The organism is Mycobacterium sp. IEC1808, assembly GCF_002101935.1.
Classification (GTDB): domain Bacteria; phylum Actinomycetota; class Actinomycetes; order Mycobacteriales; family Mycobacteriaceae; genus Mycobacterium.
Map to the genome: position 1 here is coordinate 127,072 of NZ_LQPV01000019.1, position 14,637 is coordinate 141,708.

Below are 14,637 nucleotides of genomic sequence, written 5' to 3' on the forward strand. Positions count from 1 at the left end.
GCGGGGTCACAACAAATCCGTTCTCTCACTGCGAGACATATTGGGCTCGATGTCTCATAGGCAAGCGCAGCTCCTGGTGATTTTGCGGACAGAAGTGCTTCTCAGACGTGTGCGGGGCCTTCTCAACTTCGCTGCCAGGTATTGACCGCCTCCCGGCCGGGACTGACTCTAAAGCCACTGCTGTCGGGAAAGGTGCGCTCATCTTGAAGCTCGGAAAGGCCGCTGACGGTTCCATCGCATTGTTGTCGCCGATCATTGCAGCGGGGCGATTAAACGTCGCCGCGGCGATCCGCACGCGCAGTCGGGGCTACACGGGCTGGACGGGTGCGATCAATACCGACTATGACCCGTTGGACCCGGCCGTCGCGGCGCAGCCCCACGCTGCCTACGACGCCCTGCACCGCAGCGGACGTGTTCACTACAACCCCCGGCGTGCCACATGGATTCTGCACAGACTCGACGACGTCCGCGCAGCCCTACGCGACACAGATCAGGTGACCAGCAGCCATGGAGTGACCCGAGTACGGATGATCGCCGATCTTGTTGTGGTCACCGACGGTGAACGGCACAGCCGCCTGCGCAAACAAGTCCAGCCGGCATTTACCAAAGGTGCACTGGAGAGTTGGCGCAGCATCATCGATGAGCTGGCCGCCGAACTCGTCGATGACATGATCGCTGCTGGCGACTGCGATGCCGTGCAGCGGCTAACAATCCCGATGCCTCTTCGCGTCATCGCCGCCATCCTCGGCGTCCCCGAGAGCGACATCGCCGACTTCCGCCGCTGGTCAGACGAAGCCACCCAAATCATCAACTTCACCCCTTCGGTGAAAGGCGTTGCGAGTACGGCCCGATCGATGCTGGCCGCAGTAGCGCTACGCCGCTATTTCTTGAAACATCTGGCGGAGGGGCACCTTAAGGGATCGGATACCGTCCTCGGCCGCCTGTTGGCGCACAGCGCCGATGGTGCGATGACCGACAACCAGTTGTTCTACATCGCAATTTTGCTTTTGATCGCCGGCAATGAGACCACAACCAACCTTCTCGGGGGGATGCTCCACACCTACGCCCACTACCCCGATCAATACGACATGGTCCGCGCCAACCCCGACCTCATCCCTCAGGCCATCGAAGAACACGTGCGCTACACCAGTCCCATTCAAAACCTCTACCGATACACTCGTGCCGACTATCAAGTAGGCGATGTCACCATCCCATCGGGTTCACGCGTGCTGATGTCATTTGGAGCGGCCAACCGCGATCCCCTTGCCTTCGACGACCCAAACACCTTCCGCGCGGACCGAAATCCACGCACCCACGTCGGCTTTGGTTACGGTCCACACCTGTGTCTGGGAGCGCCGCTGGCACGGATGGAGGCACAAGCCGTTCTCCGTGAACTGGTCAACCGCGTGTCCCGAATTTCGCTCACCGGACCGACAACGTGGTCCACCAACAGCTCGCTGCGTGGCCCCACCCACCTTCCCGTCGTTCTCCACGAGAGGTCGACCCCATGAAGCCTGGACGCATACGATCCGAAAGATGGGCATTGCTAGGGGGACTGGGACTCATGGCGTCCGGTATCGCGCACCTTCTTTGCCCGCGTGCGTTCGAATCGGTCAATCGAATGGCCTTCACGGACCGCATTCGGGCCCACGTTCTCATCAACGGGAGCATCGAAGCGGGCCTGGGCCTAGCGCTTTTCAATTCTCGCACTCGTCGAGCCGCCGTGGCCGCCACAGTTGTTTACCTGACCTATTTCAACGCGAGCCTGCTGTACCGGCAACGTGTCGTGCGACGCGGCGGATCACGTATCGAACTCGAGTGGTAGGCGCGTGGGCCCACTCATGCCGAGAAGTGGCCGCCACGGCGGATTTTCGATGCTCCGCGGATGCGGCAGGCGATGGGACAGAATCTTGAGCGCTTCGGAGAGTTCGCGCCTGGCGAGGTTGGCCCCCAGGCAGTAGTGAGCACCGCCTCCGAAGGTGAGGATGGGCGGTGGCTCGTCGCGAGTGATGTCGAAGCGGGTGGGGTCTTCGTAGATCGACGGATCACGGTTGGCGGCATAGGTGTTCACGATGATGAAGGTGCCGGCCGGGAAGGTGTAGTCACCGACTGTGACGTCATCAGTGACGCTGCGCAAGGTGCTGCACATCGACGGCGAGTGCCGCATGGTTTCTTCCACGGCTCTCATACCGAGATCGGGACGGTCGCGAAGTAACGCCCACTGGTCGGGATGTTCGCAAAGGACTTCCATCGAGGCTGCCAGTTGCGTACGTGTGGTGTCGGTCCCGGCGACCAGGATGCTGAATGCCAGCATGCGGACTTCGCCGGTGTCGAGCCGGTCGCCGCGATCTTCGGCCCGGATGAGTTCGGACAGCAAGTCGTCGGTCAGCGTCTGGCGCCGTTCGGCGATCATCCGGTCGATGTAGTCGTCGAAAGCATCCCAGGCCCTGAGGACCTTGGGCTCCTCCTCGGCGAGATTGCAGTCGAAGCTGACGATCTTGAAGATGTCCTCTGCCCATTTCGAGAACAGCTGCCAGTCTTGCCGCGGCGCGCCCAGCAGGGCGCAGATGACCGGGATCGGGTACGGTCGTGCGATCTCCTCGACAAACTCGCAACTCCCTTTCGTTGCAACGGCATCGGCGAGTTCGTTGATGACCGTGTGGATCGTTTCATCCATGCGCGCGGTTGCCCGCGGCGTGAAAGCCTTCGACACCAGCCTGCGCAACCGACGGTGTTCGGCGCCTTCCATACAGAGGATGCTGCGGACGACCCGGTCCCACAGCTCACCTGACGTCACGCCATGCGCGGTGAGGTGAATGCCCGGGGGAATCCCGAATCGCGGGTCACCCAGCACAGTTCTGGCGAGTTCGTAGGACAGCACTTCGGGTCCCACGGGGCCCAACGCGATCGGTGCGATCTGCTGGGCGGCGCGAAACTGTGGGTAGATCTCCTGAGGTGTGTCGGTGACATCGTAGTCCAGCACCGGCAGATCGGCGTCGAAGACGTTCGGCATCGCCGCGCCGAGGGGTTGCTGGGCTGTCACGGGATGTCCGTGGCCAGAAATGTCAGTGGCAGGCCGCAGATCGACAAGTCGATCTCGTCGAGATAGGAGCCGTCACCCTCGAAGTGCTGCCGGAATCGCGTTGTCGCGCCGTATCGCTCGGCGACGGCTTCGGCGGCGGAGGCCGCCGCAACCCCAACTACCACCGTGTACACCCCGTCGCCGTTGCGCTCGAGGAACTCGTTCACCGAAGCGGCGACCTCCCCGGGCGATCCCGGGACGGGGCTGATCAGCTCGATACCGCGATTCCAGTCGAGGTGGATGTCCAACCCGAGTTCTGGCAGCTGAAAATTCTCGAAGGCAAACCCCAGGTCGGTGAACATTTGCGCGGCGGCTGCATGCCGCTCGGGCGCCACGGCGAACACGACGTGATGAAGCAGCGGCGATTCAGGCATGGACGTCTCCCAATCGACAGTTATGCATCCGCGCAAAGTACTCCGCGCGGAAGGAGTAGCGGCAGGTCGTTGTACGTAGCGATCCCGGGTGCCGCCGCCACGACGGCGGGTATGGCGGCGATCGCCGGCATCGCGGTGATGGTGAGACCCAACATGATGTAGTCGTCCAGCGTCTCGCCCTGAAAGTCCGCGGGCGGAAGGAAGCTCAGCGTGGTCTTGATCGTCGGTCGACCCTGAACCTCGATTGTGTAACCCATGTCCATTGGCCAATCCGGGTCCAGCGATTGACCCTTGCGCCACCGCCCGCGGATCTCGATGACCTCGCGGTCAGCGACGATCCCCTTCCAGCGGACGTCCACACCGGCGACGCAGCCCTTCGCGATCGTCCAGTCGCCGGGTAGCTGAAGATCCTCGGTGGTCTGGGCGTATTCCGCGTGGCAACGCACCTCGTCGAGCTCCGCGCCCAGAGCGTCGGCGAGCAGCAACACGGCGTCCCGGAAAACCCCCGACCCCTTCTCGGTGATCGCCGGCAGATCCGCCTGGTCGATGGGATAGCCGAAGCCCATTGGTATTTCGGTGGCTGGGGAGTTGTAGATCGTCGTGTCGACGGATTCCAGCATTGACACCTTGTCGACTCGGTCCGAAAGCCCCGCCGACACGATGGCGAACAGTTGAATGAAACCGGGGTTTATGCCGCTGCCGAAGATGGTCGACCCGCCCTGCTCGCAGGCCTGCACGATGCGATCACGTCCAGCACCGAGGAAGTGGCCGGTGACGAAGCCGGCCGTACCTACCACATTGATGCCCGCGCCGAGGATGCGGACCAGCTCGTCGACGTTGGCGAACATCGGGTTGTAGACCACGCAGTCCGGCTTCAGCGCGAGCAGGACCTCAATGTCGTTGGTGGCCTTCACGTTGAGGGGCTCGATCCCGCACAGCTCGCCGACGTCGCGCCCAGCCTTCTCCGGCGACCAGGCATAGCACCCGACGAGGTCCAACGTCGGATTGGCGGCGATCGCCCGCACCGAACTCTTGCCGACATTGCCGGTCGTCCACTGAACCACCCGATATGTCACGGGTGGGGTGCCGCGTGCTGTTGGGCGGCTTGGCGCGCGAGCCGTTCGTCGTGAATCCTGACGAGTTCGCGGAACCCTAGCCTGTGGTACTTCGGAATCGGCTGGATGCCCCACACGTCTTGCGCTGTCGCCTTGCCCTCCGCGCCCTCCGGCGGCCCGAAGGGCGGGTACGGGTACTTGCACTCCAGGGTGTCGTTCGAGTACCGAATCTTCAACAGCTCACTGCAGATCTCGGTCAGGCTCAGCGTCGGGTAGCCGTAATAGACCGCCATGAACGGCAACGTGAACGCACCCTCGATGACCAGCGCCACCAGGCACACCAACACGGCGCGCTTGATCCATTTGTGCATTCGGGCGTAATACGGAGTCGTTCCCGGCTCCAGATCCGGCGTCGGGTCCTTTTCCTCGGCGGGTGACGGTGTTGTCATCGCAGCGCTCCTTAAAGTTGTTCAGTCGGAGAAGATTTCGCGGTTGACCGTGTGCAGGTAGGGGATCGCGAGGAAGGGGGTGATGTAGAAGATGTCGTAGAGCCACCAGCCGATGACCGGAAACACCACGCCGGCGTAGCGCACGTCGGCGAACATCGTCATGTTGAACACGTAGGCGGACCAGATCACCACGCCCATCCAGCAGGTGACGACCATCCACTGATGACCCCACCGCTTCATCTGCAAGAACCCGATCGCCGCGGCCACCCGCATCGAGAAGACCGTGAGGATGAGCCCCGCGACATAGGCCTTCTCGCCCGGCCCGGCCGCGCCGCCCACCCACAGTTCGTTGTAATGCCAGAAGTAGCCGGCGTCGAACATGTTGCCCCACCCGACCATGAGCACCCGGTTGATCAGCGTGTGGTTGGCGACCAGATCCAGGGCCCAGCCCAAGCTGTTGAGCATCCCGTCGATCAGCACCAGATAACCGATCAGGGTCACGATCATGGGCCGCACCGACAGGCCCGCGCGCAGGGCCTGGCGCTGCAGCCACACCCCGCGCATGAAAATCGGGAACCCGATCAGGCCCGGCGCCCAACAACCCATCAACGCCGCGCCGACGATCATCCACTTGTCGGCCCGGCGCTGAGCCAGCCGGGACTCGTCATGGTGGTCCTCGAGGCTTAACGAGCCGTTGCCCGAAAGCGTATGGGCGAGGCGAACATTCACAGATCCCACCAGCCCCGGGCAAACGACATGTAAAGCTGGATTCCGAACATCACGGCCAAATAGCCGTAGATGACGATCTGGAAGACGATGAGCGCCCGCTTGCGCTTCTCCTCCTGTCGGTCCATGCCGGTTGCTCCTTTCTAGGGCGAGGTGGCCAGGCTGGCTGCCGCGACTTCACGTAGACCGTCGGTGATGGCGCCGTCGGTGCTCAGTGGCGCGAGTATGCAAGCATCGGCCGCGTCCAATTCGGTTGCGCCGGCTGCGATCAGCTGGGCGGCGGTGACCAGCACCCTGGTGGACGGCGGTTCGAAGTGAAAGGCTTCATCGGCGGTGCGGATCGCGACCGCGCATGCGACCAGCCGCTGCGCGGTGGCCAGGGGAATCCCGGCTTCGCCGACGATCACCTCGGCCTCGCGGTGGGGCGGCAAGTACGTCATCGCAAGCGTGACGAACCGCTGGCGGAACGAGGGTTTGAGTTCCTTCAGCGAGCTGCGATATGCCGGGTTGTATGAACAGACAAGCATGAAGGTGTCGGGCGCCCGCACGACTTCGCCGGCACGGTCGAGGTATAGCGATCGCCGGTGATCGGTCAGCGAATGCAGGATGGCCAACGAGTCGTGGCGAGCCTCGACGACTTCGTCGAGGTAGCAGATCGCTCCGGCTTTGACGGCTCGGGTCAACGGTCCATCGGTCCAAACCACATCGCCGCCGGTCACCATGAAGCGCCCGACGAGATCGGAGCTGGTGAGATCGTCGTGGCAACTGATGGTGACCACCGGCCGCTCCAACAGCAGGCCCATGTGCTCGACGAACCGCGTTTTGCCACACCCGGTCGGACCGGTGAGCATCACCGGTATCCGTTGGCGGAAGGCTTGTTCGAACAGCTGGACTTCGTTGCCGTTTGCAAGGTAGGTATCCGTCATGCGGCGACCAGCTCTCGATGTACGTGGGCCAGCACGCGCGGCAGCTCCTCGACGCGCCGGATTCGTTGAGAACGACGGGGACCGAACACCTCCGGGAGGGGATCGACTCGTGTCGGTCCAACGCCGACGTAGTACATCGAAACCCCCGCGTCGCTGGCCTCCTCGACCGCGTGCGCGGCGTCAGCCCAGGCATAACGGCCCTCGTAACCCTCATCGGAGATCAGTCCGTCGCCGATGACGATGAGCAGGCGCCGCTCGGAGGACTGCTCCAGAAGGCGGTTCGTCAAATGGCGAAGTGACGCGCCGAGTCGCGTGTAACCACTGGTCTGAAGTCCGAGGCCGCTCGGCGGCACAAATCGGGGGTCATCGAAGTCCTTGAGGCAGCGAACTTCGACGCGGTGTCGGGTGTTTCCGGTGAACGTGAAGATTCCGTGACGCTCGCGAGCACGGTTCATCGCGCGCGAAAGCGCATCGGCACAAGCCAATTCCAATCGGAAGATCCGGCCGCCGTGCACTCCCAGCGATGAACTGCCGTCGAGAAGCAGCGCAGTGGTGACGTCTCGGCCGCTGGGTAGCAGTTGGCGGAAGATGCGGGGTTCGCTCGCCTCGCCGGTCGCCGTGTCGACGTAGTAGCTAACGTATTGTTCGACATCCAGGTCGGAGCCATCTTCGAGGCGATTCTGCATCGCGCGATGCGTGTGTTCTTCGAACCATTTTCGAAGGTCGGCGGAAATGGAGCCGGGTTGGCGATCGCGGCTGGTATGTGGCCGCTCGAGAACCGCCACGTGGTCTCGCATAAAACTCTTCGTCCACGCATTCCACTCCGGATAGGGAATGCCGGGTCGATGGTCGGGGGTGATGTCGAAGTCGTTGTCCTGCGGTCGGCTCGGCGGCGGCAGGTTGGGATTGCGGACACCCCCGTCGCCGCCGACGGGAACCGAGTACGGCCGCGGAAGGCGCTTCTGCGTTGTCGTCCACGGCATCCTGCCAAAGCTGCGCCGCAACTTGTCGGCCAAACCCTGCGGCATCGTGTAGGCCAGTGGCAGGTTACCCAGCAGCGGGTGCACCGCCAGCGCCTGACCTGTCGCTGCCAACGCAACCGCTCGGTTGAGCATCTCGGGGGCGTCCATGTCACCGGCTTCGGTAGGGAGCTCGGGTAGCACTCGTCTGACCTCGGGCAGCAGCCCCGGCCAGCGCGACGCGATCCAGCCGAGGGCGACGCGGGCTTCGACAAGCGTGAGCGCCCGCAATTCGCGGGCGGACAGCTCGTTCAGCCGATATCCGGTGATGCGTTCTTTCGACGGCGAACATTGCAGGGCCACACCGCACGTGAGGGTCCTGCGTGTCCAGTCGGACAGGGCGGGGTAGGGGACATGAACGAAGGTGAGCTTCCCGTTAAGCCCGAAGGCGCGCCGGTCACCGGTCACGAGCCGCACACCTTCGCGGCGTTGCTCACTGAGCGCCACTGCCGTCACGGCGCAACTTCGCTCGAGCGCCAGCGCGTGGGCATCGGCGAGTTCAACCATGGTGACCCGAACCGCTTAGAACGTACCGATGTTGGAGAAGAGCCAATACCAGAACCAAATGATCAGGCCGGTGCCGCCCCAGGCGGCGACGTAGCGAAGGATCTCCCAGAGATAACCCACAATCTGTCCTCCGTATCGCTTTCAGTCGGTAAAGATTTCGCGGTTGACGGTGTGGAGATACGGGATGGCGAGGAACGGCGTGATGTAGAAGATGTCGTAGAGCCACCAGCCGACGACCGGCAGCACGACACCGGCGAAGCGGACGTCGGCGAACATCGTCATGTTGAACACGTAGCCGATCCAGATCACGACCCCCATCCAGCAAGTGACGACCATCCATTGATGGCCCCACCGCTTCATCTGCAGGAAGCCGATGGCCGCGGCGATCCGCATCGTGAAAACGGTCAGGATTAGCCCGACCTCCCAGGCCTTTTCGCCGGGGCCCGCCGCGCCGCCGATCCACAGCTCGTTGTAGTGCCAGAAGTAGCCGGCGTCGAACATGTTGCCCCAGCCGTTCAGCAGAACGCGGGCCAGCAGGGTGTGGTTCGCCACCAGGTCAAGCGCCCAACCCACTGTGTTGATTGCGGCGTCGATGATGACGAGATAACCGAGCAACGTGACGAGCATCGGCCGGACGGAGAGCCCATCGGTTTGCGCCCGGCGCAACAACCGCACACCCCAGAGGAACAGCGGCAGCCCGAAGACGCCCAGGGCCGCGGTTCCGATCAACAGGCTGCCGGGGATGAGCCACTTGTCGGCCTGACGCTGCGCGAGCTGCGATTGCTCCGTGTGCTCGTCGAACGTCAGCCCCGGTAGGGTCGGGCCGCGCTGTTGCAGGTTCGGCAGGTTCACAGACCCTCCCCGTCGTCAACGCCGAGTGAGCAGATAGGTGCACTATAACAGGCTGACTTTAGTCAGCAAAAGAGTGTGGCGGTTCGAGCGAGGTCGGCGTGCATGGCGCGGCAGCAACACCACAACCACATCCATATCCGGCATACCGGCTGGGCAGCTCAAGTGGAATGCTGCGCCAATTACTGACATTAGTCAGGCCTATGCCGTTGACATGGTGTCGGCGAAACGCCTACGCTCAGCGAGCGCTCAGCCGTTGAGGCCAAAGGGGTTGCAATGACGCACAAATCGCCGGCCGAGAAGAAATATCGCGTAATCCAGTGGGGCATGGGCAATGTCGGGACGGTCGCGTTGCGTCATTTTGCCCACAATCCCGCGTACGAGGTGGTCGGGGTGCTCTGCAATCGCCAGGAGAAGGTGGGCAGGGACGCCGGCGAACTCGTTGGCGTCGCGCCGATCGGGGTGCTCGCCACCACCGACAAGGCCGCGATCGAAGCGCTTGATGCAGATTGTGTTTTCTACGCGCCGCTTTGGTCGGATCCCGACGAGGTCTGCAGGCTGCTGCGCGCGGGCAAGAACGTCGTCGCCTCGGGCGGCGCGTGGTGGTATCGAACCGAGCACAGCCAGGCCGACATCGACAAGATCGACGCGGCGTGTCACGAGGGCGGTACGTCATTCCACGCCGGTGGTGTCAACCCTGGTTTCGCCGGGGACCTGCTCGTGCTGACGCTGGCTCGTATCGTGAGCCGCATCGAATCCATCCACATCTACGAGGTGGTGAATTTCGGCAAGGACACCTTGAAGTACCTGCACGAGATGGGGATGGGCAACACTCCCGAAGAGTTCATGGCCGGCCCGAATCTGCTGGGCAACGCCTGGCCGCTGTTCGCGCAATCGATGGCCATGGTGGTCGACGGCCTCGGGAAGACGGTCGACAGGTACACGACGGACGTCAAGCTGGGCACGGCAATTCGCGACATTCCGTACGAAGGCGGGCCGACCAGTGACATGCCGGGCTTTAAGGGTTCGATCAAGAAGGGCACCGTCGCCTCCCAGCATCACAAGTGGACGACGTGGGTCGATGGCAAGCCGCTCATCACCTTTCATGAGATGTACACCATGGACGAATACGATGCCATTGAGCCGCAACCTGATTGGGGTGGACACTACCACTACCGCATCGTCATCGATGGCGACGAGCCCACCGAGTTGATCCTCCAAGCGCCGGCCGATCCGCAGGGCAATTACCCCAAGCCGGGTTACACCTGGACGGCGATGGGCCCGGCGAATACGGTGCCGGCCGTGTGCGAGGCCGCACCTGGATTCCTCACCCATAAGGAACTCGGGCTGGTACCGTTGCGCGGTCTGGTGCGCTCGTAGCCGCTCGGGGAGTGGATCAAGGCCGCAAGCTGCGCAACGTCCTCGCCACGTAGTCTTCCACCAGATCGTGGCCAGTCGGCCAGTGGTTGGTGGTGATCAAGAGCGAGTAGAGACCCAGCAGGAAGAACACCGCACTGTTCATGGGGTTGACCTCAGGATCCGTCTCGCCACGTTGCTGAGCAAGCGCGATCTCCTGGGCGACCAAGACGACCAGCGGGTGGTCCCTGCCGTCTTCGGTGGGCGGACGGGTTTGGGAGAAGTGCAGCGCGAGAAAGTCATTGAAGAGCAGGTAGCCCAGCCGGCGTTCCAGTCCGACTACGACGCGGACCGCCTCGTTAAGCGCGCCCGCAAGATCGTGCTCGTTCTTCAAGAATTGCGCGAACTGCTTGGCGATGCGGTCCTCTTCGCGGCGTTCCAGCTCCAGCAGCACGTGCTCTTTGGTGGGAAAGTGAAAGAAGAAGGTGCCGTGGGCGACTCCCGCGGCGGCCACGATGGCGCTGACGTCGGCCTCTGCCATTCCCGCGCGGGCGAACTCTGCGATCGCGGCGCCCATCAACCGCTCTCGCGTCTGCAAGCGCTTGGCTTCTCGCGCAGACACCCGGTCCGTCACAGCCATTTCTTTCCTCACGGTTGACCCGACTCATACCAGAGCAGCGAGGCTAACAGATCATTATGCCGTGTTTCCGTCAAAAAGGCTTGCACAACTTGATCACTGTGGGTGCAGCGGCACCGTGACGGATACCGATCCGCCCAAAGTCGTTGACTTTAGTCAGTTAGATTCATAGATTGAACGACGCACACCTCACGCGCGGCCAAAGGAGCCCGGGATGGCGTTGGAACAGTTCCGGCTGAACGGACAGGTCGCGATCGTCACGGGCGCCGGGAAGGGCGTCGGGGCGGGCATTGCCCGCGTCTTGGCGGAGGCCGGGGCCACGATTGTCGGGACCGCACGTACCGAGGCGGATATCGTTGGCACAATTGAGGGTATCGAGGCCGCGGGCGGCAAGGGGCTGGCACTGGTCGCGGACGCGATGAGCCGTCCCGACGGTGAGCGTGTGGTGAACACGGCCATGGAGCGCTTCGGACGCATCGACATTCTCGTCAACAATGTCGGAGGATCCACCTATGCGCGGTTTCTGGACATCACCGACGAAGATTTCCGGCACACTTTCGACTGGTGTGTGACCTCGGCCTTCATCATGAGTCAGCTCACGGCACCGCACATGCTCACCGCCGGACACGGTTCCATCATCAATATCTCCTCGGGCTCGGCGCGGTTCGGCATACGCGCGCTGACCGCCTATTGCGTCGCGAAGGGCGGCCTCGAAGCGCTCACCCGCGCCATGGCTCAGGAACTCGCGCCGAAGATTCGCGTCAACGCCATCGCGCTCGGTTCGTTCGCCACGGATGGCCTGAAGGGCAGCTTGGACTTGATGCCCGGGTCGCTGGAGAAGATGCAAGAGGCCACCCCGCTGCATCGGCTGGGTGACGTCGAGGACCTCGGACGGCTGACCGTGTATCTGTGCACGCGCGATTGCTATGCGACGAACGCGATCTTCCACGTCGACGGCGGCATCGATTCGAACAATTCGCCACTACCGATACCCGACTACTGACCTTCGCCTGACATGATCGGTCAGCATCCATCGTTGGAAGGATCGGGCTAACTGTGCGCAGAGTGATTCAATTCTCGACCGGCAACGTGGGGCGACATTCGTTGCGAGCGATCATCGGCAGACCGGATCTGGAACTGGTCGGAGTGCACGCCGCCGGCGCCGAAAAGATCGGTCGGGATGCCGCCGAGCTCTGCGGACTCGACAAGCCGACCGGCATCGTCGCCACCGACGACATCGACGCCCTCGTCGCCCTGGGCGCCGATTGCCTCGTGTACACGGCGCAAGGAGAGACCCGGCCGACGGAGGCCATCGAACAGATGGCCAAGTTTCTGGCGGCGGGCATCAACGTCGTCGGCACGTCACTGGTCTGGCTGGTGACACCGCATCACGCAGACGACTGGCTGCGGGTTCCTTTGGAGCGCGCCTGTGCGGCCGGCAACACCTCGCTATACGTCAACGGCATCGACCCCGGCTTCTCCGGCGACACGTTGGTGCATTCGGCGGTCAGCCTGACCACCCGCGTCTCGTCGATCACCGTGCAGGAGATATTCGACTACGGCAATTACGACGATGCCGAGTTCACCGGCGCCGCAATGGGTTTCGGATCCGCCCCGGACGACGAGCCGGCGATGATGTTCCTGCCCGGGGTGATCGTCGCGATGTGGGGAGGTCAGGTGCGGAGTCTGGCAGACCATCTCGACATCAAGCTCGACGACGTGCGCCAGCGCGTCGAACCGTGGTACACACCCGAGCGCATCGACTGCACGATGATGACGGTGGAACCGGGTCAGATGGCTGCGGTTCGGTTCGCCACCGAGGGCGTGCTGGACGGCGAACCGGTGATCACCCTCGAGCACGTGACGAGGCTTACGGCCGCCGCCGCGCCCGACTGGGAGTTCCCACCGGAGGGTCATACGGGCGTACACCGAGTCGTCGTCGAGGGCGAGCCGCGGGTGGAAATCAACACCCACGTTTCCCATCCTCTTTTCGATGCCACCGATGCCGGCTGCATCGCGACCGCGGGCCGCGCCGTCAATGCGATCGACTGGGTGTGCCGCGCGCCGCAAGGGCTGATCGCCGTGGAGGACATCCCGCTGTCCGCGACAATGCGCGGCCTGATGTGGAACGAGCGTTAGGTGCGGGTTGCCGGTAAATGCATTCTGATCACCGGAGCGGCCCGCGGCATGGGGCGCAGCCATGCGCTGCGGCTCGCCGAGGAGGGCGCAGCCATGCGCTGCGGCTCGCCGAGGAGGGCGCAGACCTCATCCTGGTCGACATCTGCCAATCGCTGCCGCAGATCGAATACCCCTTGGCCACAAAGGAAGACCTCGACGAAACGGTACGGCTGGTTCGGGAGTTGGGCCGGCGCTGCGTCAGCCATATCGTCGACGTCCGCAACGATGAGGCGCTGCGCGAGGCGGTCGATGCCGGCGTTGGCGAACTCGGGGGTCTGGATGGTGCGCTGGCCAACGCCGGCGTGTTGACGGTGGCGGCGTGGGACAAGACCACCGCGGAGCAATGGCGCACGGTGGTCGACGTGAACCTGATCGGCGTGTGGAATACCTGCGCTGCCGCGATACCGCACCTGCTCGAACAAGGCGGTGGCAGCGTGGTCAACATCAGCTCGGCCGGCGCTCTCAAGGGATTTCCGCTGCAGACGCCCTACACCGCGGCGAAGTACGGTGTCGTCGGCCTGACGCTGGCCCTGGCCAATGAACTGGCGGCGCAGAACATCCGGGTGAATACCGTGCTTCCCACCGGTGTCCCGACCGGGATGGTTCCGCCATCGTTCGGGCCGCTCCTGGGCGAGCAGCGCTCCGACCTGATCCCGATCTTCGTCAACGCGATGCCGACGCCGGCCGTCGAGCCGGCCGACGTCAGCAACGCGGTGTTGTATCTGCTATCCGATGAATCCAGGTACGTGACGGGGTTGCAGTTCAAGGTCGACGCGGGCGTGACCATCAACTGAATTTGCTCACAGCGGCCAGCTGTTCGGGCCGACGTCATAGCGCAGCGCAGCGGCGGGAGGCAATGGCTTGCGTTCGTCCACCGAAATCGCGTCGATGACGAGGGCGACATAGCGTCGCCAGCCGTCGCTGCCAGCATCCATCGTCGACAGCACGCTGAAGAGCATCGCGACAAGCCGCGGCAGGTCGTCGGCGACCAGGTCGGCGCGGACGCTGCCGACGCGCTGGCCTTCCCGGGCGAGCTCGCCGAGCGCCTCGTTGAGCGAGACCGAGATGTCGGACGTGAGCGATCCGGCCCGTCGCGCGGCGGTCAGCAGGTTGTGTTCGCGGGCCCCCAGCGATATCGCCGCTTCGATCAGTTCGGTAAGACCGAGTAGCGGGTTTTCGGCACGCCGGGCGCTGTCGATCACCGGCGTCAGGTCCTCGGCGATGCTCTGATCGAGGGCGGCCCGGACCAGATCGGCCTTGGCCGGAAACCTGCGGTAGAGGGTTCGTTCACCCACTCCGGCGCGACGGGCGACGGCTTCGACGGGTGCATCCGGTCCGAGCTCGCCGTATACGGCTCGCGCGGCGCGCAGTATGCGCGCGGCGTTGCGGGCGGCATCCGCCCGCAACGGCCGGTCCTCAACTGCGGTCACCCCGACAGCTTAACTGACGGTTGACTGCCAGTTAGGTGTAGCTCTAGGC

15 protein-coding genes and 1 pseudogene are annotated in these 14,637 nt (G+C 63.6%); 5 read left to right on the forward strand and 11 right to left on the reverse strand.

Annotated elements, in window-relative coordinates:
- Positions 1-203: 203 nt before the first annotated feature.
- Positions 204-1,511, forward strand: a complete 1,308-nt coding sequence (locus AWB92_RS12630) for a cytochrome P450 (RefSeq protein WP_085185979.1) — start codon at positions 204-206, stop codon at positions 1,509-1,511.
- A 290-nt stretch (positions 1,512-1,801) separates the two neighbouring features.
- Here the strand turns inward: AWB92_RS12630 and AWB92_RS12640 are convergent, their stop codons facing one another.
- From AWB92_RS12640 to AWB92_RS12675, 9 genes are all read right to left on the reverse strand, one after another.
- The gene (locus tag AWB92_RS12640; RefSeq protein WP_085186123.1) at positions 1,802-3,013 is read right to left on the reverse strand and encodes a cytochrome P450; all 1,212 of its coding nucleotides are present in this window, start codon (positions 3,011-3,013) and stop codon (positions 1,802-1,804) included.
- 26 nt (positions 3,014-3,039) lie between these two features.
- Entirely contained in the window at positions 3,040-3,456 is a 417-nt protein-coding gene (locus AWB92_RS12645) for a hypothetical protein (RefSeq protein ID WP_085185983.1), read from the reverse strand.
- A gap of 20 nt (positions 3,457-3,476) precedes the next feature.
- The gene (locus AWB92_RS12650) at positions 3,477-4,532 is read right to left on the reverse strand and encodes a dihydrodipicolinate reductase (protein ID WP_085185984.1); all 1,056 of its coding nucleotides are present in this window, start codon (positions 4,530-4,532) and stop codon (positions 3,477-3,479) included.
- Positions 4,529-4,960, reverse strand: coding sequence for a hypothetical protein (locus AWB92_RS12655; RefSeq protein ID WP_085185986.1), 432 nt, complete (start codon positions 4,958-4,960; stop codon positions 4,529-4,531). Before AWB92_RS12655 ends, AWB92_RS12650 begins: the two co-directional genes overlap by 4 nt.
- 21 nt (positions 4,961-4,981) lie before the next feature.
- A complete protein-coding gene (locus AWB92_RS12660; protein WP_142282068.1) occupies positions 4,982-5,689 on the reverse strand; it encodes a hypothetical protein in 708 nt (235 codons plus the stop codon).
- The gene (locus AWB92_RS31050; RefSeq protein WP_277622289.1) at positions 5,686-5,814 is read right to left on the reverse strand and encodes a hypothetical protein; all 129 of its coding nucleotides are present in this window, start codon (positions 5,812-5,814) and stop codon (positions 5,686-5,688) included. The genes AWB92_RS12660 and AWB92_RS31050 overlap by 4 nt, the downstream gene beginning before the upstream one ends.
- A 15-nt stretch (positions 5,815-5,829) precedes the next feature.
- Positions 5,830-6,612, reverse strand: a complete 783-nt coding sequence (locus tag AWB92_RS12665) for a CbbQ/NirQ/NorQ/GpvN family protein (protein WP_085185989.1) — start codon at positions 6,610-6,612, stop codon at positions 5,830-5,832.
- A complete protein-coding gene (locus AWB92_RS12670; RefSeq protein WP_085185991.1) occupies positions 6,609-8,138 on the reverse strand; it encodes a VWA domain-containing protein in 1,530 nt (509 codons plus the stop codon). The genes AWB92_RS12665 and AWB92_RS12670 overlap by 4 nt, the downstream gene beginning before the upstream one ends.
- 141 nt (positions 8,139-8,279) lie before the next feature.
- A complete protein-coding gene (locus AWB92_RS12675; RefSeq protein WP_085186125.1) occupies positions 8,280-8,984 on the reverse strand; it encodes a hypothetical protein in 705 nt (234 codons plus the stop codon).
- A gap of 279 nt (positions 8,985-9,263) precedes the next feature.
- Here AWB92_RS12675 and AWB92_RS12680 point away from each other — a divergent pair, with 279 nt between their 5' ends.
- Positions 9,264-10,367 (forward strand): dihydrodipicolinate reductase, encoded by a 1,104-nt coding sequence (locus tag AWB92_RS12680; protein ID WP_085185993.1) that lies wholly within the window; start codon positions 9,264-9,266, stop codon positions 10,365-10,367.
- A gap of 16 nt (positions 10,368-10,383) precedes the next feature.
- Here AWB92_RS12680 and AWB92_RS12685 read toward each other — a convergent pair whose 3' ends face one another.
- A complete protein-coding gene (locus AWB92_RS12685) occupies positions 10,384-10,983 on the reverse strand; it encodes a TetR/AcrR family transcriptional regulator (RefSeq protein WP_085185995.1) in 600 nt (199 codons plus the stop codon).
- A 211-nt stretch (positions 10,984-11,194) separates the two neighbouring features.
- Between AWB92_RS12685 and AWB92_RS12690 the strand changes: the two genes are divergently transcribed.
- The 3 genes and pseudogenes from AWB92_RS12690 (at position 11,195) to AWB92_RS12700 (ending at position 13,952) form a co-directional block, all read left to right on the forward strand.
- The gene (locus tag AWB92_RS12690; protein WP_085185997.1) at positions 11,195-11,983 is read left to right on the forward strand and encodes an SDR family oxidoreductase; all 789 of its coding nucleotides are present in this window, start codon (positions 11,195-11,197) and stop codon (positions 11,981-11,983) included.
- 53 nt (positions 11,984-12,036) lie between these two features.
- On the forward strand, positions 12,037-13,119 hold the full coding sequence (locus AWB92_RS12695) for a dihydrodipicolinate reductase (RefSeq protein WP_085185999.1): 1,083 nt from the start codon (positions 12,037-12,039) through the stop codon (positions 13,117-13,119).
- A gap of 48 nt (positions 13,120-13,167) precedes the next feature.
- Positions 13,168-13,952 (forward strand): annotated as a pseudogene (locus AWB92_RS12700) (mycofactocin-coupled SDR family oxidoreductase).
- A gap of 6 nt (positions 13,953-13,958) precedes the next feature.
- Here AWB92_RS12700 and AWB92_RS12705 read toward each other — a convergent pair.
- Complete coding sequence (locus AWB92_RS12705; RefSeq protein WP_085186001.1) at positions 13,959-14,588, reverse strand: TetR/AcrR family transcriptional regulator; 630 nt, start codon at positions 14,586-14,588, stop codon at positions 13,959-13,961.
- Between the last annotated feature and the right edge of the window lie 49 nt (positions 14,589-14,637).

Excerpts from the sequence above, each read along its gene's own strand:
- AWB92_RS12640 (WP_085186123.1), bottom strand. The coding sequence starts at position 3,013 with ATGCCGAACGTCTTCGACGCCGATCTGCCGGTGCTGGACTACGATGTC.
- AWB92_RS12645 (WP_085185983.1), bottom strand. The coding sequence starts at position 3,456 with ATGCCTGAATCGCCGCTGCTTCATCACGTCGTGTTCGCCGTGGCGCCC.
- AWB92_RS12655 (WP_085185986.1), bottom strand. The coding sequence starts at position 4,960 with ATGACAACACCGTCACCCGCCGAGGAAAAGGACCCGACGCCGGATCTG.
- AWB92_RS31050 (WP_277622289.1), bottom strand. The coding sequence starts at position 5,814 with ATGGACCGACAGGAGGAGAAGCGCAAGCGGGCGCTCATCGTCTTCCAG.
- AWB92_RS12665 (WP_085185989.1), bottom strand. The coding sequence starts at position 6,612 with ATGACGGATACCTACCTTGCAAACGGCAACGAAGTCCAGCTGTTCGAA.
- AWB92_RS12670 (WP_085185991.1), bottom strand. The coding sequence starts at position 8,138 with ATGGTTGAACTCGCCGATGCCCACGCGCTGGCGCTCGAGCGAAGTTGC.
- AWB92_RS12680 (WP_085185993.1), top strand. The coding sequence starts at position 9,264 with ATGACGCACAAATCGCCGGCCGAGAAGAAATATCGCGTAATCCAGTGG.
- AWB92_RS12685 (WP_085185995.1), bottom strand. The coding sequence starts at position 10,983 with ATGGCTGTGACGGACCGGGTGTCTGCGCGAGAAGCCAAGCGCTTGCAG.
- AWB92_RS12690 (WP_085185997.1), top strand. The coding sequence starts at position 11,195 with ATGGCGTTGGAACAGTTCCGGCTGAACGGACAGGTCGCGATCGTCACG.